Here is a 24,473-nt window from a genome sequence, read left to right as displayed (position 1 = left end):
TCAGCTTGACCCCCGCGTGCTCAAGTCCCGGCTCCATGGGCCGGCGGTGCCTGCTCTGGCCCGTCGCCGGGCGGCGAGGGAGGCGTAGGTGTTCACGCCGACGAAGAAGGGGGCGGCGAATGCCAGGCGCGGGTTGTGCCACACCACCGATAGCCAGCCGGGGCCGTCGTGCTGCGGCTGCAGACCGGTTTTGCGTTCCAGTTCGATGTTGCCGGCGATGATGCGGACGCGCCGCTTAACCAGCGTCGCGACGGTGCGCGGTGCTCTGATGGTGAAACTCGCACCCGGGGGGTTGTGACGCTCGGACGGGGCGAACTGGCAGTAGACGAAACCATCGTCGGAGATGAGGTCGGGGAACTCCCCGAAACGCTCGCGCCCGCTCTCGGAGAGGCCATAGACGCCGGATCCAAGGACGTGACTGGTGGTGTAGCCCAGTCGCGACCAGATGGCGAAGTACCCGCGAACCAGCGGGCTGCCGCCGCGGGTATCGACGACCGGCATCGGGGCGGCCGCGGGGGCTTCGGCCAGGGCGTCCCGAACCAGGCGCAGCGACTGCGTGCTGAGTTCGATGTCCGCGTCGAGATAGATCCGCGGAAAGTCCCGCGCGTGACGATCGCCGACATTCAGGGCGGCGACCTTGGAGGCGGCGTCGATCTCGACAACCCGAACGCCCGGTCGGCTGCGAGCCAGGGCCGCGGTGTCGTCGGTGCAGCCGTTGCAGACCACGACCACGTCGAACTCGTCGGGTGCGGCGTCGGCCAGTGCGCCATCCAGCAGCCGCAGGATCACCTTCGCTTCGTCGTGAGCAGGCACTATCACGCTGGTCACCGCGTAAGTCTCCCTCATCGCTGTCGTGTGGAGCCACCGGACACTCGCTCAATCTTGGTGGCTCATGTGGGAAGGCTAAGTCTGAGTGGTCCGCGCAGGTGCGAACCCATAGGGTTCAAGGCTAGATGAGTTGCTCCGAGGTAGCAGGGGAATGCCGCAAATGGGAACAGAGCAGTCACGGTCTACCAAGTTTCGAATTGGAGCCGCGTTGCTGGGTGCTGCTGCCCTGACGTTCTCCCTCAGCGCCTGCGGTCACGACTCCGGTAAGTCGGCAAGTGCCTCCACACCCGCCACCGGCTCCGCCCCGACCGCCGCGGGCGCAACCTCCGGCACCGCAGCCACCCGCCCCCCGGGCACAGCCGCCACGTCCGCGCCGACTGCCGCCCCCACTGCCTCGGCAACCCCCTCCACCGCCCCCTCCTCGCTGCTTCCGGGGGCCGAAGGGCAGACCGCCGCCTCCGGGCCGAACTGCCGTATCGCCTCAACCTCCGACGTCAAGACCGCCTTCGGGGCCGTGGTGACCAAGTCCGTCGCGACCACCAGCGGCATCGGAAGCCCGCTCTGCATCTTCACCCTCACGTCCTCCAACGCGAAGGCCGGCGGCAGCGTGACGATGTCGCTGGCCACGACGACGCCGGCTGCCTTCGCGCGGGCCAAGGCGGCGGCCACCGGGGCGGTGCCGGTGTCGGGCGTCGGAGATGACGCGTACCTGCTGCCGACGACCTACGTCCTGCATGCCCGCAAGGGGAACAAGGCGCTCTCGATCCAAGCCACGCTGGGGTCGCCGGCCACCGCAGAGCGAGCCGCGCAGGTGAAGAACGACCTCATCGCCGTCACCAAGGCCGCCGCCGCTCAGCTGTAGCTGGCCGTCTGGCCTTCTCGCGACGCGGGCTGCCTTGTCAGTGGCCGCGGGTACGCTTGGAGAATCCCCCTCCGAAGCTGGAATGGGGATATTTCTGCTGTGCCTGAACCAGCTGAGGACCCGAATGAGCCTGTCTGGATTGCGAGAACTCGCAGTCGCCGAACCCTCCCTGACCACCCTGATCGAGAGTGTCGATCAGCCCACTCTCACCCTCACCGGCCCACCGTCGATCCAGGCCTTCGCCATCGCGGGCTTCGCCGCCCGCACCTCCCGGACGGTCCTCGCGGTGACCAGCACCGCCCGCGAGGCCGAGGATCTGGTCACCGCGCTCGGCAGCCTGCTCGATCCGGACACGGTCGCGCTCTACCCCGGCTGGGAGACGCTGCCGCACGAGCGGCTCTCGCCGCGGGCCGATACGGTCGGGCAGCGGCTGGCCGTGCTGCGCCGCCTGGCCCACCCCTCGACCGATGACCCGGCCTCCGGGCCACTCTCGGTGGTGGTGGCCCCGGTGCGGTCGGTGTTGCAGCCGCAGGTGCCCGGACTCGGCCACCTGACGCCGGTCTCGCTCCGCGCCGGCGACACCGATCGCGACCTGGCCACCATCGTCGCCGACCTGGTGAACGCCGGGTATTCACGGGCCGATCTGGTCGAGAACCGCGGCCAGTTCGCCGTCCGCGGCGGCATCCTCGACGTCTTCCCACCCACCGAGCAGCACCCGCTGCGGGTCGAGTTCTGGGGCGACGACATCGAGGAGGTGCGCTACTTCAAGGTGGCCGACCAGCGGTCGCTGGAGATCGCCGAGCACGGCGTCTGGGCTCCGCCGTGTCGGGAGATGCTGCTCACCGACTCGGTGCGGGAACGGGCCGCGGCGCTGCTGGCCGAGCACCCCGAGCTAGGCGAACTGCTCGAGCCGATCAGCCTGGGCACTGCGGTGGAGGGGATGGAGGCACTCGCGCCGGCGCTGGTCGATGAACTCACCCTGGTGCTGCACGAGCTGCCGGTCGGAACGCACGTCATCGTCTGTGACCCGGAGCGCGTGCGGTCCCGCTCGGCCGACCTGGTGAGCACCTCCCAGGAGTTCCTGGCCGCCTCCTGGGCCGCCGCGGCCGGTGGTGGCAGAGCGCCGGTGGATCTGGGGGCGGCCTCGCTGCGCTCCTTCGACGAGGTGCGTGACGAGGCGATCGGGATGGGGCTGCCGTGGTGGGGGATCACCCCCTTCGGCAGCGACTCGGCCCAGACGATCACCTCGACCTTCGAGCCGGCTCCGACCTACCGGGGCGATCTGGAGGCGGCGGTCGTCGACCTGCGCAACTGGACCCGCGACGGCTGGCAGGTGGCGCTCGTGCTCGACGGCCACGGCACCGCGAAGCGGACCGTCGAACGGCTCAGCGACGCCGAGGTGCCGGCCCGTCTGGAGGCGGTGCCGGTGCCCGAGGCCGGGATGGCGCTGGTGACCACGGGTTCGCTGCTCGGCGGTCTCTACTCGCCGTCGATGAAGATCGTGGTCCTCACCGAGACCGACCTCACCGGCCAGCGTGGTTCGCTGACCAAGGACTCCAGCCGGATGCCGACCCGGCGGCGCAACGCGATCGACCCGATCCACCTGGCCGCCGGTGATTTCGTGGTGCACGAGCAGCACGGTGTCGGGCGGTACGTGGAGATGGTGCGGCGCACCATCAACGGTGGCGAGCGTGAGTACCTGATCATCGAGTACGCGGCTTCGAAGAAGGGGCAGCCGGCCGACCGGCTCTTCGTCCCGACCGACTCCCTCGATCAGGTCACCAAGTACGTCGGTGGCGAGGCCCCGTCGGTGAACCGCCTCGGTGGAGCGGACTGGGCCAAGACGAAGGGCCGGGCTCGCAAGGCGGTCAAGGAGATCGCGGCCGAGTTGATCCGGCTCTACTCCGCTCGAATGGCAACGAAGGGTTATGCCTTCGGCCCGGATACCCCGTGGCAGCGAGAGCTCGAGGATGCCTTCGCCTACGTCGAGACCCCCGATCAGCTGGCCGCCATCGACGAGGTTAAGGCCGACATGCAGAAGTCGCTGCCGATGGATCGGGTGATCTGTGGCGACGTCGGCTACGGCAAGACGGAGGTCGCCGTACGGGCCGCCTTCAAGGCGGTCCAGGACGGCAAGCAGGTGGCGGTGCTGGTGCCGACCACGCTGCTGGCCCACCAGCACCACACCACGTTCTCCGAGCGGATGTCGCAGTTTCCGGTGCAGCTGCGGGAGTTGTCCCGCTTCACGGCGTCGTCGGATGCCGACAAGGTGCTGGCCGGATTGCACGACGGCAGCGTCGACATCGTCATCGGTACGCACCGCATCCTGCAGCAGACCGTCCGCTTCAAGGACCTCGGTCTGGTCATCGTCGATGAGGAGCAGCGCTTCGGCGTCGAGCACAAGGAGTACCTGACGTCGCTGCGGACCTCGGTGGATGTGCTGACGATGTCGGCCACTCCGATCCCGCGCACCCTGGAGATGTCGCTCACCGGAATCCGGGAGATGACGACGATCCTCACCCCGCCGGAGGAGCGGCACCCGATCCTCACCTTCGTCGGGGCGCATGACAGCCGGCAGATCGCGGCCGCGGTGCGCCGCGAGCTGCTCCGCGACGGGCAGGTCTTCTACATCCACAACCGGGTGGAGTCGATCAACCGGGCGGCGGCGAAGCTGGCCGAGCTGGTGCCCGAGGCGCGGATCGCGGTGGCTCACGGGCAGATGGGGGAGGACGCGCTCGAGCAGATCATGCTGGGTTTCTGGGAGAATCGCTTCGACGTTCTCGTCTCCACCACCATCGTCGAGTCGGGGCTGGACATCCCCAACGCGAACACGCTGATCGTGGAACGGGCCGACATGTTCGGCCTCTCGCAACTGCACCAGCTGCGCGGCCGGGTCGGGCGTTCCCGGGAACGTGGCTACGCCTACTTCCTCTACCCGCCGGAGAAGCCGCTCACCGAGCTGGCACTCGATCGCCTGGCCACGATTGCCCAGCACACCGAGCTCGGGGCCGGCATGGCCGTGGCTATGAAGGATCTGGAGATCCGGGGCGCCGGAAACCTGCTCGGCGGTGAGCAGTCCGGGCACATCGCCGGAGTGGGCTTCGACCTCTACGTTCGCCTGGTCGGCGAGGCGGTGGCCGAGTTCCGCGGCGAGACCGAGCAGGAGTTCGTCGACGTCAAGGTGGATCTGCCGGTGGACGCCAACCTGCCCTACGACTACCTGCCCGGCGAGCGGCTACGGCTGGAGGCCTACCGGGCGCTGGCCTCGGCCTCATCCGACGAGGCGGTGGAGGCCGTCCGGCTGGAACTCATCGACCGCTTCGGGCCGATCCCGGAACCGGTCTCCAACCTGCTGGCGGTGGCCCGCTTCAAGGTGCTGGCTCGCAGCTATGGCCTCACCGAGGTCTCGATGCAGGGGAACACGATTCGCTTCGGCCCGCTCGAACTGGCCGAGTCGGCCCAGATCCGGCTCAAGCGCCTCTTCGACAAGTCGCTCTACAAGCAGGCGGTGGCCACGGTCAGCGTGCCGCGGCCGAAGGGGATAGTCGGGAAGGACGGCAAGTTCACCGAAGCGAAGTTCGGTGGCGAGCCGCTGCGCGATGTGCCGCTGCTGACCTGGTGCGCGAAGGTCTTAGCCGACGTAGTCGGTCGTGAGTAGCCGACGTAGTCGGTCGTGAGTAGCCGACGTAGTCGGTCGTGAGTAGCAGATCGTCTGGACCGTCTCGCTCGTCAGGTGAACGAACCCACGGCCCGTGCGATGACGAGCAGTGATACGAGTAGTGCCGACGTGGCCTCCAGCGCCATCAGCATCTTGGCCCGACTGGAGAGTGGCATCGTGTCGGTCGGGCTGAACGCGCTGGAGTTCGTGGTCGACACGTAGAGGTAGTCCACGAAGGTGGGGGCCCAGTCGGCGGAGCGACTGGAGCCGGCCGCCACCTCGACGACCGCGTCATGGTCCTCGTCGTGGCTGAACCGGAAATCGGCCAGCGGCAGCTTGTCGCGGGGTAGCTTGCTGCGCGCCACCGGGCCGCCCCGGTCGATGTTCCAGAAGAGGAGGCCGAAGGCGATCACGTTCGTCGCCCAGACCTGCAGGCCGGCCACCAGAAGTGACCCACCCTTCGCATTGTGTTGGGTGAGGTGATCGACCAGCAGCCCGAGCGCGGTGAGGTTGGTGAGGATGATGATCGCCGTGAGCGCCAGCGAGATGATGCGGGAGAGGCGGGACTCCTCGTCCAGGCGGTGCGGGTGCGTGATCACCAGGGCCAGCAGCAGCACTACCTCCAGGGCCGGAAGCAGCAGCCGCGGGCCGAGCAGCAGCGACTGCGGCAAGAGCGCGTAGAGGCCGATCGCCACCACGACGGCCAGGGCCGGGGGCAGGCGGTTCTCCCCGCGACCCTGCTGCCGGTGCCCGTGGCCACGATGGGCCGGCAGATCGGGCTTCTTCGGGGGATCGGTCGAGGCCTGAGAGTTGGGAGACGGCATGGGTCGAGCGTGCACCATCCGCTGCGTTCGACAACGCATCCACGCCGGGGTGACGCGATGCGGGGTGTGGATCAGGAAACCTCAGGAATGGGCCGCTAACCTACCTGCATGACTTGGCTCGTGACCGGCGGCGCCGGCTACATCGGATCGCACGTGCTCATCGCCTTCGCCCAGGCCGATACCCCGACGGTCGTGCTCGACGACCTCTCCTCAGGTTTTCGCCACTACGTCCCCGACGACGTCCCCTTCGTCGAAGGGTCGATCACCGACGCCGACGCGGTGGCCCACGTGCTCGACGAGTACGGCGTCACCGGTGTCGTGCACCTGGCCGGGGTCAAGTACGCCGGCCAGTCCGTGGGGCAGCCGCTGCACTTCTACCGGCAGAACGTCACCGGCATGCAGGTGCTGCTGGAGGCGGTGCTGGCCCGGCAGATCCGCAGCTTCGTCCTCTCCTCCAGCGCCTCCTATTACGGCACGCCGGATCTGGAGATCGTCGACGAGCAGGAGCCGCCGCGGCCGCAGAGTCCCTACGGTGAGTCGAAGGTGATCAGCGAGTGGCTGCTGCGCGACTGCGCCGTCGTCGACCCGCAACTGCGCCACACCTCGCTGCGCTACTTCAACGTCGTCGGTTCGGGGCCGGAGTTCCGGGCCGACCACAGCCCGTACAACCTCTTTCCGATGGTCTTCCGGGCCCTGGCCGCCGGCGAAACCCCACGGATCAACGGCGGCGACTACGCCACCCCGGACGGCACCTGCGTGCGGGACTACATCCACGTGGTCGACCTGGCCCAGGCGCACGTCACCGCGGCCCGCAATCTCGAGAGCGGGGGCGTCTGTGCCCCGGCCTATAACGTGGGACGGGGGGAGGGCTCCTCGGTGCGCGAGGTGATGGACACCATCGCCCGGGTCACCGGCATCGACTTCACCCCGACCGTGCAGCCGCGCCGACCCGGCGATCCGGCCCGCATCGTCGGCTCGGTGGCCGCCATCAGGCGTGACCTCGACTGGCAGGCCAGTCACGACCTGGACGACATGGTCTCCAGCGCCTGGGCCGCCTGGCAGCACTACCTTGCCGAAGCCGAAGCCGAAGCCGAAGCCGAAGCCGGCTAGTCGCGGTGGACGCTGTGCGAGTGGCCGTCGGTGAGAACCTCGTGATAGCGCTGCACGGTCTGCGCGGCGGCCCGTCGCTGGTCGAAATGGGCTCGGGCCCGGATCAGCGCGGCCGACCCCATCCGGTGCCGTAGCTCGGCATCGTCGATCAACCAGCCCAGCGCGCCGATGGTCTGCGCCGGTACGTCGTGATCCACCAGCACTCCGCTCACCCCGACCTCGGGCACCTCGCGCAACCCACCCCGATCGGAGGCGACCAGCGGCAGCCCGCAGGCCATCGCCTCGATGGCGCTGCCCCCCAGCCCCTCCCGATCGGTGAGCAGCGCCCCGACGTCGGAGGCGGCATAGAGTGCAGCGATGTCGTTGTCGCCGCTGAGCAGGCTCACCCGATCCTGCACCCCGAGCTCGCTGATCAGGCTGCGCAGCGCCGCCTCCTGAGTTCCGCCGCCGGCCAGTACCAGGTGGGCCGGTCGGCCCGTCGCCAGCAGTTCCGGCATGGCTCGAATGAGCAGGTCCTGGCGCTTGCGCGCGTCGAGGAAGGCGGCCTGGGTGATTACCACCCGGTCGTCGCTGATGCCCAGCAGTCGCTGCCGCAGCTCACGCCGCTCGGCCTCCGGGCGGGGCCTGAAGTGCTCCAGGTCGGCTCCGTTGTGGATGCGCTTGACCCGTGCGGCCGAGACCAGATAGTCGCGGCGGGTCTGGGCGGCCAGGTAGTCGGAGACGGCAATGAAGGAGTGCAGGTGGCGCTGGCGACGGTGGCGCGCCAGCCGGCGCAGGGGTTCGCCCCGCTCGCGCTTGCGCTCCGAGTGTTCGGTGCGGATCACCACCGCCCCTGACTGCACCAACTGCGCGGCAGTGTCATGCCGGCCGAAGTGGAAGTGGGCCAATGCGGGCTTCTCGACCGCGGCCGCGGCGGCCACCGCGCGGTTCCAGCTGCCCTGGTCCACGACCCCCTCCAGGACGCCGACCTCGGCCCCGGCCTCGGCGAGCAGGGCTGCGTACCAGGGCGGCGGGGCGGCGATGAAGTAGCAGACGAACTCCCCGCCGCCCGCGCTCCAGAGCCGGGCCATCTCGGCCAGCTGCAGCTCGACCGGGCCGCGCTTGTTGGGGTTCATCATCACGAAGTTGACCACTCGGGCCGAGGCGGAGTGCGGGTTGCTCACGGGTCGAAGTTAGCGCACCCCGGTCAACAGGACGCTTTGTCCGGATCCACGTAGGATTCCGCTCATACTGGTGAGTAGCAATTGCCTCAACGGCGATTGAGATGGACGACAGAGAGGGCAGCGAGCGCGTGACCGTGGAGAATCTCCCGCTGTGCCGGCTCTGTCAGACCCCGTTGAGCGAGACCTTTGTCGACCTCGGAATGTCCCCGCCGTGTGAGAATTTCCTGGTCGCCGACGAGCTCGACGCGATGGAGCGCACCTATCCGCTGCATGTGCGACTCTGCCCCTCCTGCCTGCTGGTTCAGCTGCCCGACTACATCGACCCGGACGAGATCTTCTCCGAGTACGCGTACTTCTCCTCCTTCTCCGACAGCTGGGTCGCCCACGCCAAGCGCTACGCCGACGCGATGATCGAACGCCTGGGGCTTGGCCGCGACAGCCTCGTCGTCGAGGTCGCCAGTAACGACGGCTACCTGCTGCAGCACTTCGTGGCCCGTGACATCCCGGTGCTCGGCATCGAGCCGGCGGCCAACATCGCCGAGGTCGCCGTCGAGAAGGGGATCCGCACCCAGGTCTGCTTCCTCGGTGAGAAGACCGGCTTCGAGGCGGCTGAGGAGTTCGGCCGGGCGAACCTGGTGGCGGCCAACAACGTCTACGCCCACATTCCGGACCTGATCGGATTCACCAAGGGCCTGCGGGCCCTGGTCGCCGACGACGGCTGGGTCACCATCGAGGTGCAGCACCTGCTCCGGCTCATCGAGCGGCGCCAGTACGACACCATCTACCACGAGCACTTCCAGTACTACACGCTGCTGACCCTCATCCGGGCGCTGCGATCCGGTGGTCTGGAGGTGGTCGACGTCGAGGAACTCGCCACCCACGGTGGCTCCATTCGGGCCTTCGCCCGACCGGTCGAGGTGGCCGGGCCGGCGTCGGAGGCGGTGCGGCGCGTGCTCGCCGAGGAGCGGGCGGCCGGCCTGGACACGGTCGCCGGGCACGCCGGGTTCGCCCACGCGGTGCTGCAGATCAAGCGTGATCTGCTGGGATTCCTGATCGAAGCCTCGCGCGAGGGGAAGACGGTCGCCGGCTACGGAGCTCCGGGTAAGGGCAACACGCTGCTGAATCACTGCGGCATCCGGGGCGATCTGCTGCAGTACACGGTGGACCGAAACCCTTACAAACACGGGCGCTTCCTGCCGGGGACGCACATTCCGGTGCACGCCCCGGAGCAGCTGGCGATCACGAAGCCGGATTATGTCCTTATCCTTCCGTGGAATCTGCGTACTGAGCTGGTTGAGCAGCTGGACTACGTCAAGGAGTGGGGCGCCCGATTGGTGCTCCCCATACCGCAACTTGAGATCGTGTAGAGGGGACCTCAAGCAATGAAGGTTGTGCTTTTCTGCGGTGGCTATGGCATGCGCATGCGCGACGGCACCAGCAGTGCCCCCAAGCCGATGGTGATGGTCGGATCGCGCCCCCTGATCTGGCATGTGATGCGCTACTACGCCCACTTCGGGCACACCGAGTTCATCCTCTGCCTCGGTTACGGCGCGCACCACATCAAGGAGTACTTCCTCAATTATCAGGAGACTTACTCCAACGACTTCGTGATGACCGACGGGGGACGAAGCGTCGAGCTACTCTCCACCGACATCAGCGACTGGACGATCAGCTTCGTCGACACCGGACTGAAGTCCCCGATCGGCGAGCGGCTGCGCCGCGTGCGTCACCTGCTCGGCGACGACGAGGTCTTCATGGCCAACTACGCCGACGTCCTCACCGATGCCCCGCTGAATGAGATGGTGGCCAACCTGGAGCGCAGTGACGCGGTGGCGAGCATGATCGCCGTCCCGCCGCAGTCGGCCTTCCACTGCCTGCAGATCGATGAGAGCTCGCACGTCACCGATGTCCGTTCGGTCTCCACTCTCGACCTCTGGGAGAACGGCGGCTACTTCGTGCTGCGCACCGGCATCTTCGACTACCTCTTCGAGGGGGCGGACCTGGTACAGGACGGCTGCGGATCAGCGGCAAAAGACGGGCGATTGCTCGCCTACCCCTACCGCGGATTCTGGCACCCGGCCGACACCGTGAAGGAGCGCGCCGCCCTGGAGGAGGCGTATGAGAACGGGTACCGGCCCTGGATGGTCTGGCTCGACGACGAAGCCTCCTCCGACATCCTGGCCCGCGCCTCCCACGATCTCGACGCCCGCTAGGTCGACCGGTTCATGCTGGAACTTTCGCTCGTGGCTGCGCTGCGGGCTCAACCACGCCCGGTGCTGGTCGCGCTGGGGGCGCACTGCGACGACGTCGAGATCGGGGCCGGGGCGACGATCGCAAAGCTTTCCCAGCAGGTTCCCGGTCTCACCGTGGTCGCCACCGTGCTCGCCTCGACCCCGCCCCGGGCGGCTGAGGCCTTCACGGCGCTGCCGGCCTTCGCCGCCGGCGCCGCCGTTGACCTGCAGGTCCTCGAACTCCCCGACGGCCGCCTGCCCGAGCACTGGCTGGCCGTCAAAGAGGCGGTGCACGCAACCCGGGACCGGGCCGACGCCGCCGGTGGCTCGCCCGGATCGGCCGCCGTGGTGCTGGCCCCGTCGGCGCAGGACGCGCATCAGGACCATCGGTTGCTCGGCGAGATCGCCCCGACCGTCTTCCGCGATCAGCTGATACTCAGCTACGAGATCCTGAAGTATGACGGCGATCTCGGCCGGCCGAACGTCTACGTGGCAGTGAGCGAGGAGGCGGCCCGGCGGAAGTCGCAGCTGCTGCATGAGCATTTCGGCTCGCAGCGGGGTCACACCTGGTTCGACGACGAGACGTTCCTGGCCCTGATGCGCATCCGCGGGGTGGAGTGCAACCAGCGCTACGCCGAGGCCTTCACGGCCGGCAAGATTCTGCTGTAACCACAGGCGGTAACTACAGGCTGTGACGAGCAGCTGAGAGGATGAGACGTGCGGGTTCTGGTCACCGGTAGCGAGGGGTATCTCGGCACCATCATGACGCAGGTGCTGACGGGCGCCGGTCACGATGTGGTCGGCTTCGACAGCGGCCTCTTCGAGCCCTGCGTGCTGGGACCGCACCCGACCGATCCGCCGACGCTGCACGGCGACCTGCGAGACGTGACGAGTGAGCAGCTGCTGGACTTCGAGGCGGTGGTGCACCTGGGGGCACTCTCCAACGATCCGCTGGGCAACCTGGCGCCCGAGCTCACCTACGACATCAACCACCACGCCAGCGTGCGGCTGGCCCGGGCCGCCCGGGATGCCGGCGTCCGCCGATTCCTCTACGCCTCCACCTGCAGCGTCTACGGAACCTCCGGTGGGGATGCGCTGGTCGGCGAGGAGGCACCGTTGTCGCCGGTCACCCCCTACGCGGTGAGCAAGGTCCGCGTCGAGGACGATCTGCATGAGCTGGCCGATGACTCCTTCGAACCGGTCTACCTGCGCAACGCGACCGCCTTCGGCTTCTCGCCGCGGCTGCGCGGAGACATCGTGCTCAACGACCTGGTCGCGTCGGCCTACCTGACCGGCACCGTGCTGGTGCTCTCCGACGGCACCCCGTGGCGTCCGCTCGTACACGCCCGCGATATCGCCTCGGCCTTCCTCGCCTGTCTCACCGCACCCCGCGCGGCCGTCCACGACACCGCCTTCAACGTCGGCAGCGACGCGGCGAATCTTCGGGTCAGCGACATCGCCGAAATCGTCGCCGCCACCGTGGCGGGCTCCTCGGTCCGTATCACCGGCGAGGCCGGTAACGACCCGCGCTCCTATCGGGTCGATTTCTCCCGGATAAACAAGCTGGTTCCGCAGTTCGAGGCCCAGTGGACGGTGGCGGCCGGAGCGCAGGAGCTCTACGACGCGTACACCCGCTACCAGCTCACCGAAGCGGTGTACCGGGCGAGCTTCAAGCGCTTGCCGTGGCTGGCGAAGCTGCAGTCCGATCAGAAGCTGGATGACCAGATGCGCTGGATCCGCCGGTAGTCAGCAGCTCCAGATCCGGGAAGGGTGGCCGGATGTCAGCGACGTTGCGCATCGCGGCGACCACCGCGAAGAGAATCCACATCAGCGTCGAGATCTGAATGAATCCATAGGTGTCCAGCACCAGATTGGTCGTGATTACAACCATCATCGCGCCGCCGACGCCGGAGGCGAGTTCGGCCAGCACCGGGTCGACGTTCGGCACCCGCCACCGGTCGATCTGGCTGGCCACCCGCGTCGCGACCAGCAGCGCCGTCACCAGAAGCCCGGCGAAGGCGGTGAGGCCGATGACGCCGGTCTCCATCAACTGGTCGAGGTATTGGTTGTCCAGCACCGGTTGGATGGGGACGTTGTAGGTGCCCAGCCCCTGGCCGACCCAGATGTGGTCCCCGACCGCGTAGTAGACGTAGAAGCGCCCGTAGCCGCGCGACTCGAGCGACCCGTCCTGGGAGCCGGTGACGAAGAGCGTGACGATGGCCGACAGAACCTTCGAACCGAGCAGGTAGGCGCCCACCGATGCGATCCCCAGACCGGCCAGCAGGGTGACCGCGCGGCGCACCGGCCAGCGAGGCACCATCACCAGCAGGGCGGCCGCGGTGCCGATGACCGCGCTGCGTGAGAGTGACGCGGCGGCCGCGGCGGCGACGATCGCGGTGGCCAGGCTCCAGGGCCAGACCCGCGTGCCCCGGCGCTGCGCGGCGAAGCAGACCCCCAGACCGATCGGGATCACCACGGTCATCAGTGCCCCGAGTTCCAGCGGGTGCCCGGCTGCTCCCCGGGGGCGGGCCAGGCCCGCCCGCCGGGCGTTCTCATAGGCCGTCGCCGCCTCGTTCACCTTCAGCCCGGGCAGGCGCACCAGCGCCCCGAGATCGGTGCCGGTGACCACGTAGCCGAGCGCGTAGATCCCGCTCACCGCAGCCGCCGCCAGTACGCAGCGCAGCGCGATCTCGATCTGCCGCGTCGTGCGCAGGCTCATCACCACGAAGAGAAGGAACGCGGTGAGGCTGCAGGTGGTGATGAGCGCTCGCTGACTGGCGGCGACCTGGCTCGGAGTCAGCAGCGCATAGGCGCCGGCGGTGAAGGCGATCAGGGCGGCCATGAATTGGGCGAAGACGGCGATCCCGATCGCCCCGAGCCGCACGCCACTGCGCTGGCCGGCGAGGCGGGTCAGCACCCAGAGCCCGCCGGTGACGAGGATCAGGAGCTGAGCCGGGCTCTGCCCGACCCCGGTGTACGGCACGGTGAAGGACTGCCGCATCACCAGCAGCAGCACGATGCTCACACAGACGGTGAACGGCGCCCAGCCGAAGTCGCGAATCCGGTCTCTCAGTTCGGTACCGAGCCGTCGGGCCCGGACGAGCAGGCTGGCCGAACCGTCCGTCACAGCGGCGCTCACTACTAGCTCACCGGATCGTTTACCGGCGTCTGCTCGCCGGTCTCGGCGGGGGTGCCCTCGCCGGGCGCCGGCTCGTTCGGCGACTTCTGATGCCCGTTCACCGCACCGTTGACCGCACCGTTGGCCGCCCCGTCAGCAGCAGCACCGCCGCCGGACGGACCGCCAGCCGCCGGAGCACCGATGGACGGCGTGAAGCTCGGCGGCCGTTGGGTGGTGCGGTGGCGCAGCCGGGTGGCCCGGGCGACCAACCGGGAATCGACGATGATGATGACGACGAAGCCGACGATGATGATGATCGCCGCGAGTCCACCCGAGGCACGCAGCCGGGTGCTCTTCACCAGCGTCGGGGTGCCGGGCGCTGAGAGCATCGACAGGGTGGCCTGTGACTTCGCCGGTGCGGTGGCGCTGGTCTGCAGCTTGGCCAGCTGCCGCTTGGCCTCGGCAACGATCAGGTTCGCCGACTTGAGCGTGCTGTCCGCGTCGTTGCCGGTGACGACGAAGTGAATCTGCGCGGTGATGGTCGCGGTGTTCGGGTTGTCCGAGGAGACGTTGCTGACCGTGAAGCCGCCGGATGCGCCGGCCTGTACGAGGTTGGAGGCGACCGCCTCGGACTGCATCGTGGTGGCCAGCGCCGAGGCCAGCTGGGCAACGTTGCTGTTGATGTTCAGCAGCGGGTTCTGGTCGACGACATCGCCCGCCCCGCTGCTGAAGGCCGGCGGGGTGATGAGCAGGTCGGTCGAGGTCTGCCGCAGCGCACTGGCGTTGGCCCAGCTGTAGGCGGCAGCCAGGATCGCGACGATGACTACTGCGATCGCGTAGCCGCGGCGGCGTACCAGCGCAGTGCCCAGGTCGGTGACGTTCATTGGGATGTGATGCTACCGGCAGAATCGCTAGGTAGCATCGCGGATCATGCATTCCCCAGCCACTCTCCGCCGGGTAACCCAGGTGGCCCTGCGACGGACCGCCGCCGCCGCCCGCGGCGCCCTCATGCCGCATACCTGGTGGAATGCGACCCTCGGGCCGGTGCCGGTCCGCTCCGGGGTAGTCACCCTGAGCCCGCCCCGGATCGGTGACGCCGAAGCGTGGTGCGCGGCCCGGCTGGCCAATCAGGCCCGGTTGCAGATGGCCTTCCCGGCCGAGACGCCCGACTGGGCGGCCGGGCAGACGCCGCTGCATTGGGCGCAGCGCTGCATCGAGCTTCGGAGTGCGGCCCGGCGCGGGCTGGCCTATCCGTACCTGATCCGACTCGACGGCCAGATCGCGGGGGAGTACGGGATCGACGCCGTCGATCCCGAGACCGGCACCGGCGAGCAGTCGGGCTGGGTCGCCGCAGCGGCGCGGGGTTCGGCGGTGGCCAAGGCCGCGACGCTGCTCGGGGTGATGCGCGCCTTCACCGGCCCCGACCCGCTGCGCCGGATCGTCGGCCCCAACGCGGTCGACTCGCCGGCACCGGGGATTCTGCTGGAAAACATTGGGTATCAGCGGGAGATCGTGCTCACTGGCCTGCGTGATACCAGTGACGGCCCGAAGGACCACGAGGTCTGGGTCGTGCACAACACGCCTCAGGTTCGGGCGGCGCTGCGCGAGCAGCTGGCCGCGCTGCGGGTCTGATACCGCTAGACGCTGGTGAGCAGCTCGGCCAGCTGGCGGGCCATGATCTCGCTGGTGAAGTTGGCGCGGACCCGGGCCGCCCCAGCGGCCCCCAGCTCGGCGGCCCGCTGCGGATCGGCCAGCAGCTCGGAGATCGCGGCGCTCATCGCCGCCTGGTCACCGGCCGGGACCAGCAACCCGGTTTCGTTGTGCGCCACGTAGTCGTCGATCCCCGGATTGGCGGTGACCACCACCGGCCGGCCGCTGGCCATAGCCTCCAGCACGACCGAGAGGCCGGACCCGGTCACGGTCGGTTTCAGGGCAATCGCCACCACACTGCCCCGTTGGTAGACCGCCCGCATCGCGCCATCCAGCCGACCGGTGTGCTGGGTCACCAGGCCGTCGGGCAGCCGCAGCGACGTTCCGGTCGCAAGTTCCAGGTGAATCCCCGGGTGCCGGCCCCGCAGTGCCGCCACCGCGTCGACGAGCAACTGGTGGTCGCGGTAGCGGTCCTCGCCCGCGCTCACCACGACGTCCGGCCGCTGCGGCGGTGGCTGCCGGCGGTAGAAGTCGGTGTCGATGCCGAAGGGCACGAAGCGGATTCGGCTGGGCGCTACTCCCCACTCGCTGCGCAGCAGCGGCAGCACCGGGGCGCACTGCGTCCAGACCAGCGCCGCCCGGGGGAGGGCCAGCCGGGCCAGCCGGGCCATCGCCGGGTCGGCGTCGGCGACCCGGCTCAGCCACCCGACGCCGGTGACCGTCGGTGGTCCAAGCCGCGACGGTGTCAGGGCCGAGGGGACACCGGTGCGCTCGTCGTAACAGAGCACGACATCAGCCTGCCGCCGCGTCCGCGTAGCCAGGTTGAGCGCCGCCTCCAGAAACTGGGCCCCGCCGGTGCGATGGCGCAGCGTGCGGGCGACCCGGCCCAGGGCCGCGCTGCAGCGCCAACCACCGCGGTTGGAACCGATCGCGGCGAAGGCCGGATCACGCAGAGTCAGCTCGACGCCGTAGTGCTCGAGGCGATCCAGTCCATACGGTGTCGCGTCCGGTACCTCGTCGCGCAGGTGCCGCCGCCGCCAATGCTCGCTGTCCAGTTCCGTGGCGAGGTCGACGTAGACCTTGGTCGTCGCGGCCGTGGGCATGAGCCGACCTTAGTGTCCTACTAAACTCTGGTCATGTTCGAGGAGCCGGCGGATCCACATTGAGCCGCGTCAACCGCATCGTCGGTGCCGTCGGCGTGCAGCTACTCGGACGGCTACTGGGCACCGTGGCCTCGATCTTCACCGTCGCCGTCACCACTCGCTACCTGAGCGTGGACGACTACGGTCTGCTCACCGCGGCCACCGTGTACATCGCGCTCTGGGCCAGTTTCACCGAACTCGGAATCGGTGGCGTCATCGTGCGGAAGGTGACCGGTGAGGAGGGCGATCTAGCCACCCTGGTGCGGGTCAACCTCGGGCTCAGCCTGGTCTACTGCCTGCCGTTGCTCGCGGTCTGCACGGCGCTCGGATGGGCGATCTACCACGGTCAGGATCCGCTGCCGCTGCTCATCGTCATCGTCGGCGCCGGGTTGGTGCTCACCACGATCTCCTCCTGCCTGCACCCCGTCTTTCTCGCCTCGGTCCGGTTCCGCGCGGTCGCCTCAGCCGATGCGATCTGCCGGGTCGCCTCGCTGCTGGCCACGCTGCTGGTGGTGCACCTGCACGGCGGCCTGCTCTGGATCGGTGTGGTGCAGGTGGTGCCGCCACTCGTGCAGTTGCTGATCTTCCTCGGCGCGGCCCGCCGGCAGATCCCACTCACGCCGATCTTCGCCCGCCGGGCGGCCGTCGACCTGCTGCGCGAGAGCCTGCCGATCACCGCCGTCGGCATCATCGGGGTCCTCTACTGGCGCATCGACGGGCTCATCCTGTCGCTGCTGAGCACCCACGCCGAGATCGCCGCGTACGGCCTCGCCTACACCATCGCCTTCAACCTGTCGGTGCTGTCGGCGTTCTTCCTCGCCTCGTCGCTCTCGACGATGACCGAGCAGTACGCACAGGACGTCCCGGCGTTTGCCGCCTTCGTCTCGCGCAGCACCGAGCTGCTGGTCTTCCTGGCGGCGCCGATCGTCGTCTTCGGGGCGCTCGTCGCGGCCCGGGTCATCGCCCTGCTGGCCGCCCCGGAGTTCGTGGAGATCTCCACCGATCCACTGCGGATCCTCCTCGTCGCGGTCGCGCTGACCTTCTTCACCGGGCTGCTCGGGCAGGCGCTCTTCGCCGCGCACGACCAGCGCTTCCTGCTCCGTCTGAATGTGGTGAACCTCGGCGTGAACGTGCTGCTTAATCTGGTTCTCATCCCGGCCCATGGAGCCGTCGGGGCCGGTATCGCCTTGGTGGCCAGTGAGCTCTCCGGCGTGCTGGTCGCCGGCTGGCGGTTGCGCAGCCTCACCGGGTACCGCTTCAGCTGGCTCTTCCTGGCCCGGCTGGTGCCGGCCGTCGTCTGCGGGGTGGGGGCCTGGTGGCTGACCACCGGGCTGAACGTGCTGCTGGCGATCCTGCTTATCTCGACGGCCTACTTCGGTGCGAATCTCCTCTTCGGCCCGGTTCGGGCCGCCACCATTCGCTCGCTGCTGCGGCGTACCCCGGCCCCGGCCGTCGAGCCGACCGTACCCAGTCAGCCGGCCACGTGAACGCTCACCTGACTTCGGCCGCGCTCTACACGCGCGTGAAGGTCCGGCTTGCGCGCGGCCGGCTGCGGCGACTGAAGGGCCGGATTCGCCCCGCTGGAGTTGGCCATTCGCCGTTGCCGCTCGCGGTCACGCCGGTCGCCGGGCGTTCGCTGCTGCTGCGGCCGCCGCAGCTCAGTGACGCCGATCGGTACGCCGCGGTGCTACTGGCGCACGCCGACGACCTGGCCGACCAGCACCCGCAGCCGGCTGGATCGACCGATCCGTGGAGCGCCGACGAGGCATTACTGAGTTGGACTGATCGGCTGCTCACCGAGCGGGCCCAGGCGCGGCGCGGTGAGCGTTTCGTCGAGCTGTTGCTCCTCTCCGGCCAGCTGGTCGGCGAGGTGAGCGCGCGCATCGACCACGGCACCTCAAGCGCCGACCTGACGCTCTGGGTCGACGCGCCGGCCGCCGACGGGGTCTCCTCCCGGTTGGTCGCCGAACGGGGGATGGCCCTGTTTCTGCTGCACATCGGGCAGGCGGCGCACCCGCCGCGGCGCTACTTCAGTGAGGTTCCGGAGAGGGTTGAGCCCGCGACGGGCGACGAGCCGGCGACGGGCGGGGAATTGGATCGGGGTGCGCTACTGGAAAGCCTGGGTTTCCATCGCGAGGGACGCCTGCTGGATTCGCGTCTGTACCGCGGCCGCCCCGCTGCCCACGACATCTGGGTAGCGCACGATACGGATGTGTTTCGCCGCAATTTGCAGGCCATTCTCGATCAAGCCTGAGTTCATCCACCTCACAGCAGGTGAAGGACCTCCGACAAACGGGGTGCGCTGCGGTCCCGCTCGCTCATGGCGCCGACCGGCAGCGGCCACGGGATGGCCAAGTCAGGATCGTCGTGGGCGATGGTGAGATCCTCGCGGGGATCATGGCTGCGGTCGATCCGGTAGCAGACGTCGGCTGGTTCGGTGAGGGCCTGCCAGCCGTGCGCCACCCCGGCCGGGATGTAGAGGCTGCGGTGCGACACGTCGTCGAGCCGGTACGTCGCCAGTGTCCGGAAAGTCGGTGAGCTCGGCCGCAGGTCGAGCAGCACGTCCAGGATCGCGCCGTAGGAGCAGCGCACCAACTTCGCCTCGCCCGCCCCGGTACGCAGGTGCATTCCGCGGATGACCCGTCGGTGAGACCGGGACTGGCTGTCCTGCCGAAACGATTGCGGATCGACGCCGGCCGCTGCGGCCACGTCGGTGTCGAAGGTGCGGCTGAAGAACCCGCGCTCGTCGGTGAACGGCGTCGGCGTGAAGAGCAGGACTCCGCCGATCGAGCCGTCCTCGACCTTCATGCCCGACCGCGGAAGGTCGGCTTCACCGAGCGGCTGTTGAGGTAGTGCTCGATGCCGCCGTCCAGGGCTCGGGCGTAGACCGCCAACGCGCCGTCCACCGCATCGACGGTCTCGTCGAGATCGTCGTCGCCATGCGCTGCGCTGATCACGAAGCTGGGTGCCAGCACACCGCGGACCAGCAATTCCTGCAGGAAAAGCGTGCGAAACGGCTGGGATGGCGCGCCTTCGCCGTCGCGGGTGCCGTAGACGAAGTTGCAGCCGGGGCCGGTGAGGGTGAAGGCTTCGGTGAGCTCATGGGCTGAGATCACCTCGGTGAGCGCGGCCTTGAGCTTCGCGCCCTGGGTCTGCATCGTTTCGATGATGCCATCGTTGCGGTAGGCGGTGATGACGGCGCGGGCCGCCGCCAGCGCGTGTCCCTCCGCGCCGTGCGTCGTCGAGAGCAGGAAGACCCGGTCGCGGTCCGGTGGCGGGAAGCCACCCAGCTCCATCAGCTCCCGCCGGCCGGCCAGCGCGGAGATCGCGAAGCCGTTGCCGAGCGCCTTGCCGAAGGTGGAGAGGTCCGGGGTGACGCCGACCAGTTGCTGCGCCCCGCCGTTGTGGTATCGGAATCCGGTGATCATCTCGTCGAAGACGAGCACCACCCCGTGCTCGCTGCACAGCGCCCGCAGTCCCTCCAGGAAACCGGCCGCCGGCTCGCAGGCCACCGACATCGCCTCCAGGATCACGCAGGCGATCTGATCGGGGTGGGCCTGCAGCAGCCGGCGGAGCGACTCCAGGTCGTTGTAGCGGAAGGAGACGGTCAGATCCCGCACGCTCTTGGGAATGCCGGCATTCATCGCGGTGGTGCCGATGAACCAGTCGTCGGTGGAGAAGAACGGCTGGTCGCCGCAGATCGCGACCAGCTCGCGTCCGGTGGCGGCCCGCGCGAGCCGGATCGCGGCACTGGTGGCATCCGAGCCGTTCTTGGTGAACTTCACCATCTCCGCGGTGTTGATCAGGCCGAGGAAATCCTCGGCCGTGCGCAGCTCGAGTTCCGTCGGGCGGGTGAAGTTGGCCCCGTCCGGAAGCTGGGCGCGGACGGCGTCCAGCACGCGCGAATCGGCGTGGCCGAGCGTGACCGAGCGCAGCCCCATCCCATATTCGATGTAGCCGTTGCCATCGACGTCGGTCACCCGACAGCCACTGCCCCTCACCAGGAGCGGCGCGAGGTGCTCCGGGTACTGGTCGTCTCCCTTGGCGTAGGTGTGCGCGCCGCCCGGGACGAGTCGGTTGAGCTGCCGACGCAGCTCGATCGAACGGAGCGTCTTCGATTCGGTCACGCGAGTCCTTTCCTCATCCGCTGGTAACGGCAGCGTTACTTTCGGTGCCGTATCGTGACGTACGTGGTACCTGGCGTACGTGACACAATCTGGCGCTCTGCTTAGGGCATAACGTAGCGGTCCTGCGGTGATTGCGCAGGTCGGCCCCGCGTTGCCGAAACGATCATCCGACCTTGCTCCCTCGGTCTTTGCGAGGGTGGCTCGACCGTGACGGGGTGTGACGATGCCATGACGAGTGTCCGCAAATGCGGCATTTGCGATGCAGGGCGATTAGCTGTAACTGTGAGTTTCGGGTTCAGGCTGCGAAAACTTAAGTCTGTGGCAAAGTGAGCATCGTGATGGGGATCGTTGCTCAATGCCGCTGGTGCTCAGAGCGACTCGACGAGGTGGTACTCGACCTGGGTCGGCAGCCGGCGGCGGATGATTTTCCGTTACTGAGCGACTCCGCTCAGACGGAGGTCTTTCCGCTGCAGATGGCCGTCTGCGGTCGGTGTGGGTTGGCGCAGCTGGTTGAGGACCTCACGGTCGCCGACGAACCGCGCGGCATCGAGCCGGAGGCCCTCATCCAGCAGGCCAATCAGGCGATCGTCATGGTGGCCGCCTCGGGCCTGCTCGGCGCGGGCACCCGGGTCGTCGAGTTCGACAGCCCGCACGGTGGCAGCTGGCGGCCCCGGCTGGTCGAACGGGGCGTGGTCGACCTCACGGACGCTGACGAGGCCGACGCGCAAGGCGAACCGGCCGATCTGGTGATCGACGTCTTCTCGCTCATGCACGACGCTGATCAGCGCAAGGCGCTCGCTGCTCGAGTCGACCGGCTGGCCCCGGAGGGGACTCTGCTACTGCAGTTCCATCCGCTCACCACGATCGTCGACCTCGGCCAGTGGAACGCCCTTCGGCATGGACACATGGCCTACTACAGCGTCACCGCCCTCGTCGGCATGCTCGCCGAGTTCGGACTGACACCGGCCACGGCTTGGGCCTTCCCGCTTTACGGCACGACGCTGCTGCTCTCCTTCCGGCGCGGTGCCGAGCCCGACGCCTCGGTGCGCCGGCTGCTCGAGGCCGACCGTCGCTGCCGCGCCACCGACCCGGCCTATGCCGCCTCGCTGCAGGACGATCTCAGCCGCACTACCAGTGAACTGCGGACCTGGCTGGTCGCCGCCCAGGCCGCTGGGCTCAAGGTCGCCGGCTATGCGGCGGCGTCGCGCGCGGTGCCGCTGCTGAACGCGGCTCAGATCGGTCCGGACCTGATCTCGTTCGTCGCTGACAGTGCGCCGGCCAAGGCCGGGCGGGTCATTCCCGGAGTCGGCATCGAAGTGGTCGGCGTGCAGCGCCTCGTCGAGTCCGGCGCGGATCGAGTGCTGCTCTTCGTCCCCGATCTGCTCGACGAGGTTCGCCGCGACATCCCCGCGATCGAGGCGTCCGGGGGGCGCTGGGTGCTCGCTGAACCGTCGCCCCGCGAAGTGGCGGTCGAGCCGACCGGTTCCGGGTCGAGTGCGGCGGTGGCCTAGTGCCTGCGGCGCTGCGGCTGAGAGGAGGCGCCCGCTCCGGTGATTCGGCCGTGCGGGTGCTGGTCGTCGGCTCCGGCCCGACCGAGCGGGGCGGGATCGCCACCGTCATCCGGCTCATGTCCGGTGCCGCTGCGGAGCACGCGGATCTGCAGCTCACCGGTGTCGTCACCCATCGTGACGGTTCGCTGCGGACCCGGCTCTCGGTAGCCGCCCGCGGGTTGGGACGCTGCTTCCTGCTGCTCGGCCTGAGGCGGGCCGATGTGGTGCACGTGCATATCTCCTACGGTGGCAGCGTTGTACGGAAGGGGCTGGTGCTGCGCGCGGCGCGGCTCTTCGGTGTCCGCACGATCGTGCATGCCCATGGTTCCCGTTTCACTAAGTGGTTCGATTCGCGGCCGGCCCGGCAGCGGCGAGTCATCCGCTGGCTGCTGCAGGCCGACCGTTACCTCGTTCTCGGCAAGCCGATTGCGCTCGAGTACGAAGAGCGCCTGCGGCTGCGGCCGGAACAGGTAGTGGTGCTGCCCAACCCGGTGAGCTGGCCGCAGCGGCTGTCGGTGATTGAGCCGAGCGGCCGGGTAACTGCTGTCTTTCTCGGACGATTCGGTCGCCGCAAGGGTATCTATGACCTACTCGCAGCCGCCGCGGCACTCCCGCCCCAGGTGCTGGATCGGCTCGAGATCGTCGCTGCCGGTGACGGTGAGGTGGACGAGGTCCGGGCCCAGGTCACCGCGCTCGGGCTGGGTGATGTGGTTCAGATCCGCAGTTGGCTGAGCCCACAGCGGCGCGACGAGCTGCTGGAGGAGGCTGAGATCCTGCTGCTGCCGAGCTACTACGAGGGCCTGCCGATGGCGCTACTGGAGGGCATGGCCTTCCGGCTGGCTCCGGTGGTCACACCGGTCGGTGGCATCGCGGAAGTGATCAGCGACGGCGTGAACGGACTACTCGTGGCGCCGGGTGACCACCTCGGGATCGCCGACGCGATCCAACGTCTGGTGGAGGATGAGAGCCTGCGCGGGCAACTGGCCGACGCGGCCCGCCGCACCGCGCACGACTACGCGCTGGACGGGTGGATGCATCGTCTGGTCGCGCTGTGGCGTGAGGTCAGCGGCTGCGGTGGATCGGTGCCGGCCACCCCGTCCAGCGGCCCGTCCGGCGGCCTCTCTGGTTGGAGCGAGCGGCCGAACGGGCCGGCGAAGAACACTGATTCAGCGCAGGAGCTCGTCGAAGAGGGTTCGCAGCGCGCTAGCTGAGTGATCGCTTCGGTAGTGACGCCGGTAGTGCTCGCTCGCCGCCGCACCGCGGTCGGCGGCCCGCTGCGGATCAGCCAGCGCGTCGAAGGCGGCGGCCAGTCCGTCCACGTCGTCCACTCCGAGCGGGGTCTCACCGCTGGGTTGGTAAGCCGGCAGCGCCCCCGCGGTCGACACGATCGGCACCACGCCCAGTTGCATCGCCAGCACCTGGGCGCCGCTCTGCGACGCTGAGCGGTAGTGCACCACCGACGCTTTCGAGGCCGCCACATCCGCGATCACGTCCTGATAGCGGAACGAGCCGAGGCGCCACCGCACGGATTCAGGCAGCAGCGATCCAGGCAGGCCAGCCTGGCCGGGCAGTGGCCCCGCGCCGATGATCACCAACTCGTCGCCCCGCCAGCCCGCCCCGCCGCGGTGGCGCCGCCACGCGGTCAGCAGGACGTCGAGATTCTTGTAGGGCCCGATCCGGCCGAGCATGACGAAGTCGTGGCGGCCCGGCGCGGCCACGAATGGCGGCACCTGTTCATCGGGGAGATCGCTGGTGAGTGGCACCGGATGCGCGTCGATTCCTCTGGTTTTCTTTAGCTGTTCGGCGACGTAGTCACTGAATACGACAACCGCGGCGGCGCGCGAATCCAGCCGTGCCCGCAGTCGCTGAACCCGTCGGGGCGGAAGCTCGGTACGGTCGTGAGGTGCATCGTCGTGCACCATCGTCACGAATGGCGCCAGCCGGGTGAACGGTACCCAGCGGGGGTCGCGGACCAGCTCGACGACGATGATGTCGGGGGCGAAGCGTCGGGCCCGGCGGTAGGCCCGGGCGAAGCCGCGCCAGCTCGCCGGGTGCTTCAGACTCTGGTCGACGATCACCTCATCCGCTCGCAGGCCGACCGGCTCCGGGTGTCGATCGGTGGTGATCAGCAGTGTTTCTATGCCTATTGCGGCCAGGGCATCCACCTGCACCCGGGCCAGTGGGCGTAGCCACGGCGAGATCCACAGCAC

At 68.8% G+C, this 24,473-nt stretch carries 21 protein-coding genes; 12 read left to right on the top strand and 9 right to left on the bottom strand.

All coding sequences use genetic code 11. The annotated features are described in order from the left end of the window. Entirely contained in the window at window positions 1-828 is an 828-nt protein-coding gene (locus tag CPH63_RS21935) for a glycosyltransferase family 2 protein (protein ID WP_157749167.1), read from the bottom strand. A 208-nt stretch (window positions 829-1,036) separates the two neighbouring features. Here CPH63_RS21935 and CPH63_RS23450 point away from each other — a divergent pair, with 208 nt between their 5' ends. Together CPH63_RS23450 and mfd are read left to right on the top strand one after the other, a co-directional pair. Further along, window positions 1,037-1,690 (top strand): hypothetical protein, encoded by a 654-nt coding sequence (locus CPH63_RS23450; protein ID WP_096301005.1) that lies wholly within the window; start codon window positions 1,037-1,039, stop codon window positions 1,688-1,690. A gap of 124 nt (window positions 1,691-1,814) precedes the next feature. Then, a complete protein-coding gene (gene mfd, locus CPH63_RS21925; RefSeq protein ID WP_096301004.1) occupies window positions 1,815-5,348 on the top strand; it encodes a transcription-repair coupling factor in 3,534 nt (1,177 codons plus the stop codon). 71 nt (window positions 5,349-5,419) lie between these two features. On the opposite strand, the gene CPH63_RS21920 is transcribed toward mfd, so the two are convergent. Continuing rightward, the gene (locus tag CPH63_RS21920) at window positions 5,420-6,172 is read right to left on the bottom strand and encodes a hypothetical protein (RefSeq protein ID WP_206745610.1); all 753 of its coding nucleotides are present in this window, start codon (window positions 6,170-6,172) and stop codon (window positions 5,420-5,422) included. A 108-nt stretch (window positions 6,173-6,280) separates the two neighbouring features. Here CPH63_RS21920 and galE point away from each other — a divergent pair, with 108 nt between their 5' ends. Next, window positions 6,281-7,282 (top strand): UDP-glucose 4-epimerase GalE, encoded by a 1,002-nt coding sequence (galE, locus tag CPH63_RS21915; protein ID WP_096301003.1) that lies wholly within the window; start codon window positions 6,281-6,283, stop codon window positions 7,280-7,282. On the opposite strand, the gene CPH63_RS21910 is transcribed toward galE, so the two are convergent. Next, window positions 7,279-8,445: a glycosyltransferase family 4 protein gene (locus CPH63_RS21910; protein ID WP_096304841.1), complete on the bottom strand. Its 1,167-nt coding sequence runs from the start codon at window positions 8,443-8,445 to the stop codon at window positions 7,279-7,281. The genes galE and CPH63_RS21910 overlap by 4 nt on opposite strands. A 101-nt stretch (window positions 8,446-8,546) precedes the next feature. Here CPH63_RS21910 and CPH63_RS21905 point away from each other — a divergent pair, with 101 nt between their 5' ends. Genes CPH63_RS21905 through CPH63_RS21890 form a run of 4 tightly spaced genes read left to right on the top strand, consistent with a single transcriptional unit; the run spans window position 8,547 to window position 12,422 of the window. Then, window positions 8,547-9,812: a class I SAM-dependent methyltransferase gene (locus CPH63_RS21905; protein ID WP_096304840.1), complete on the top strand. Its 1,266-nt coding sequence runs from the start codon at window positions 8,547-8,549 to the stop codon at window positions 9,810-9,812. 15 nt (window positions 9,813-9,827) lie between these two features. Then, on the top strand, window positions 9,828-10,658 hold the full coding sequence (locus CPH63_RS21900; protein ID WP_096304839.1) for a sugar phosphate nucleotidyltransferase: 831 nt from the start codon (window positions 9,828-9,830) through the stop codon (window positions 10,656-10,658). A 12-nt stretch (window positions 10,659-10,670) separates the two neighbouring features. Beyond that, window positions 10,671-11,345 (top strand): PIG-L deacetylase family protein, encoded by a 675-nt coding sequence (locus CPH63_RS21895; RefSeq protein WP_096304838.1) that lies wholly within the window; start codon window positions 10,671-10,673, stop codon window positions 11,343-11,345. Between the two features lie 48 nt (window positions 11,346-11,393). Further along, window positions 11,394-12,422, top strand: a complete 1,029-nt coding sequence (locus CPH63_RS21890) for an NAD(P)-dependent oxidoreductase (protein ID WP_096301002.1) — start codon at window positions 11,394-11,396, stop codon at window positions 12,420-12,422. Here the strand turns inward: CPH63_RS21890 and CPH63_RS21885 are convergent. Further along, complete coding sequence (locus tag CPH63_RS21885; RefSeq protein WP_096304837.1) at window positions 12,346-13,815, bottom strand: O-antigen ligase; 1,470 nt, start codon at window positions 13,813-13,815, stop codon at window positions 12,346-12,348. The two genes, CPH63_RS21890 and CPH63_RS21885, sit on opposite strands and share 77 nt — an antisense overlap. Window positions 13,816-13,817: 2 nt before the next feature. Next, on the bottom strand, window positions 13,818-14,678 hold the full coding sequence (locus CPH63_RS21880; protein ID WP_096304836.1) for a hypothetical protein: 861 nt from the start codon (window positions 14,676-14,678) through the stop codon (window positions 13,818-13,820). Window positions 14,679-14,724: 46 nt separating this feature from the next. Between CPH63_RS21880 and CPH63_RS21875 the strand changes: the two genes are divergently transcribed. Next, window positions 14,725-15,426: a hypothetical protein gene (locus tag CPH63_RS21875; protein WP_096304835.1), complete on the top strand. Its 702-nt coding sequence runs from the start codon at window positions 14,725-14,727 to the stop codon at window positions 15,424-15,426. A 5-nt stretch (window positions 15,427-15,431) separates the two neighbouring features. Here CPH63_RS21875 and CPH63_RS21870 read toward each other — a convergent pair whose 3' ends face one another. Further along, window positions 15,432-16,547 (bottom strand): glycosyltransferase family 4 protein, encoded by a 1,116-nt coding sequence (locus CPH63_RS21870; protein ID WP_096304834.1) that lies wholly within the window; start codon window positions 16,545-16,547, stop codon window positions 15,432-15,434. Window positions 16,548-16,606: 59 nt separating this feature from the next. Between CPH63_RS21870 and CPH63_RS21865 the strand changes: the two genes are divergently transcribed. Next, window positions 16,607-18,073 (top strand): flippase, encoded by a 1,467-nt coding sequence (locus tag CPH63_RS21865; RefSeq protein ID WP_096304833.1) that lies wholly within the window; start codon window positions 16,607-16,609, stop codon window positions 18,071-18,073. Beyond that, window positions 18,070-18,840, top strand: a complete 771-nt coding sequence (locus CPH63_RS21860) for a GNAT family N-acetyltransferase (RefSeq protein WP_096304832.1) — start codon at window positions 18,070-18,072, stop codon at window positions 18,838-18,840. The genes CPH63_RS21865 and CPH63_RS21860 overlap by 4 nt, the downstream gene beginning before the upstream one ends. An 11-nt stretch (window positions 18,841-18,851) precedes the next feature. On the opposite strand, the gene CPH63_RS21855 is transcribed toward CPH63_RS21860, so the two are convergent. Further along, the gene (locus tag CPH63_RS21855; protein WP_096304831.1) at window positions 18,852-19,394 is read right to left on the bottom strand and encodes a dTDP-4-dehydrorhamnose 3,5-epimerase family protein; all 543 of its coding nucleotides are present in this window, start codon (window positions 19,392-19,394) and stop codon (window positions 18,852-18,854) included. Further along, a complete protein-coding gene (locus CPH63_RS21850; protein ID WP_096304830.1) occupies window positions 19,391-20,713 on the bottom strand; it encodes a glutamate-1-semialdehyde 2,1-aminomutase in 1,323 nt (440 codons plus the stop codon). Before CPH63_RS21850 ends, CPH63_RS21855 begins: the two co-directional genes overlap by 4 nt. 326 nt (window positions 20,714-21,039) lie before the next feature. Here CPH63_RS21850 and CPH63_RS21845 point away from each other — a divergent pair, with 326 nt between their 5' ends. Both CPH63_RS21845 and CPH63_RS21840 read left to right on the top strand, forming a co-directional pair. Then, window positions 21,040-22,224 carry a class I SAM-dependent methyltransferase gene (locus CPH63_RS21845; RefSeq protein ID WP_197704493.1) on the top strand — a complete coding sequence of 395 codons (1,185 nt, stop codon included), beginning with the start codon at window positions 21,040-21,042 and terminating at the stop codon, window positions 22,222-22,224. Then, window positions 22,224-23,474, top strand: coding sequence for a glycosyltransferase family 4 protein (locus CPH63_RS21840; RefSeq protein WP_096304829.1), 1,251 nt, complete (start codon window positions 22,224-22,226; stop codon window positions 23,472-23,474). The genes CPH63_RS21845 and CPH63_RS21840 overlap by 1 nt, the downstream gene beginning before the upstream one ends. On the opposite strand, the gene CPH63_RS21835 is transcribed toward CPH63_RS21840, so the two are convergent. Further along, window positions 23,430-24,473 (bottom strand): glycosyltransferase, encoded by a 1,044-nt coding sequence (locus tag CPH63_RS21835; protein ID WP_371365058.1) that lies wholly within the window; start codon window positions 24,471-24,473, stop codon window positions 23,430-23,432. The genes CPH63_RS21840 and CPH63_RS21835 overlap by 45 nt on opposite strands.

It is taken from the genome of Jatrophihabitans sp. GAS493, assembly GCF_900230215.1.
Taxonomy (GTDB): domain Bacteria; phylum Actinomycetota; class Actinomycetes; order Mycobacteriales; family Jatrophihabitantaceae; genus MT45.
This window is presented reverse-complemented; position numbering and strand designations above follow the sequence as displayed.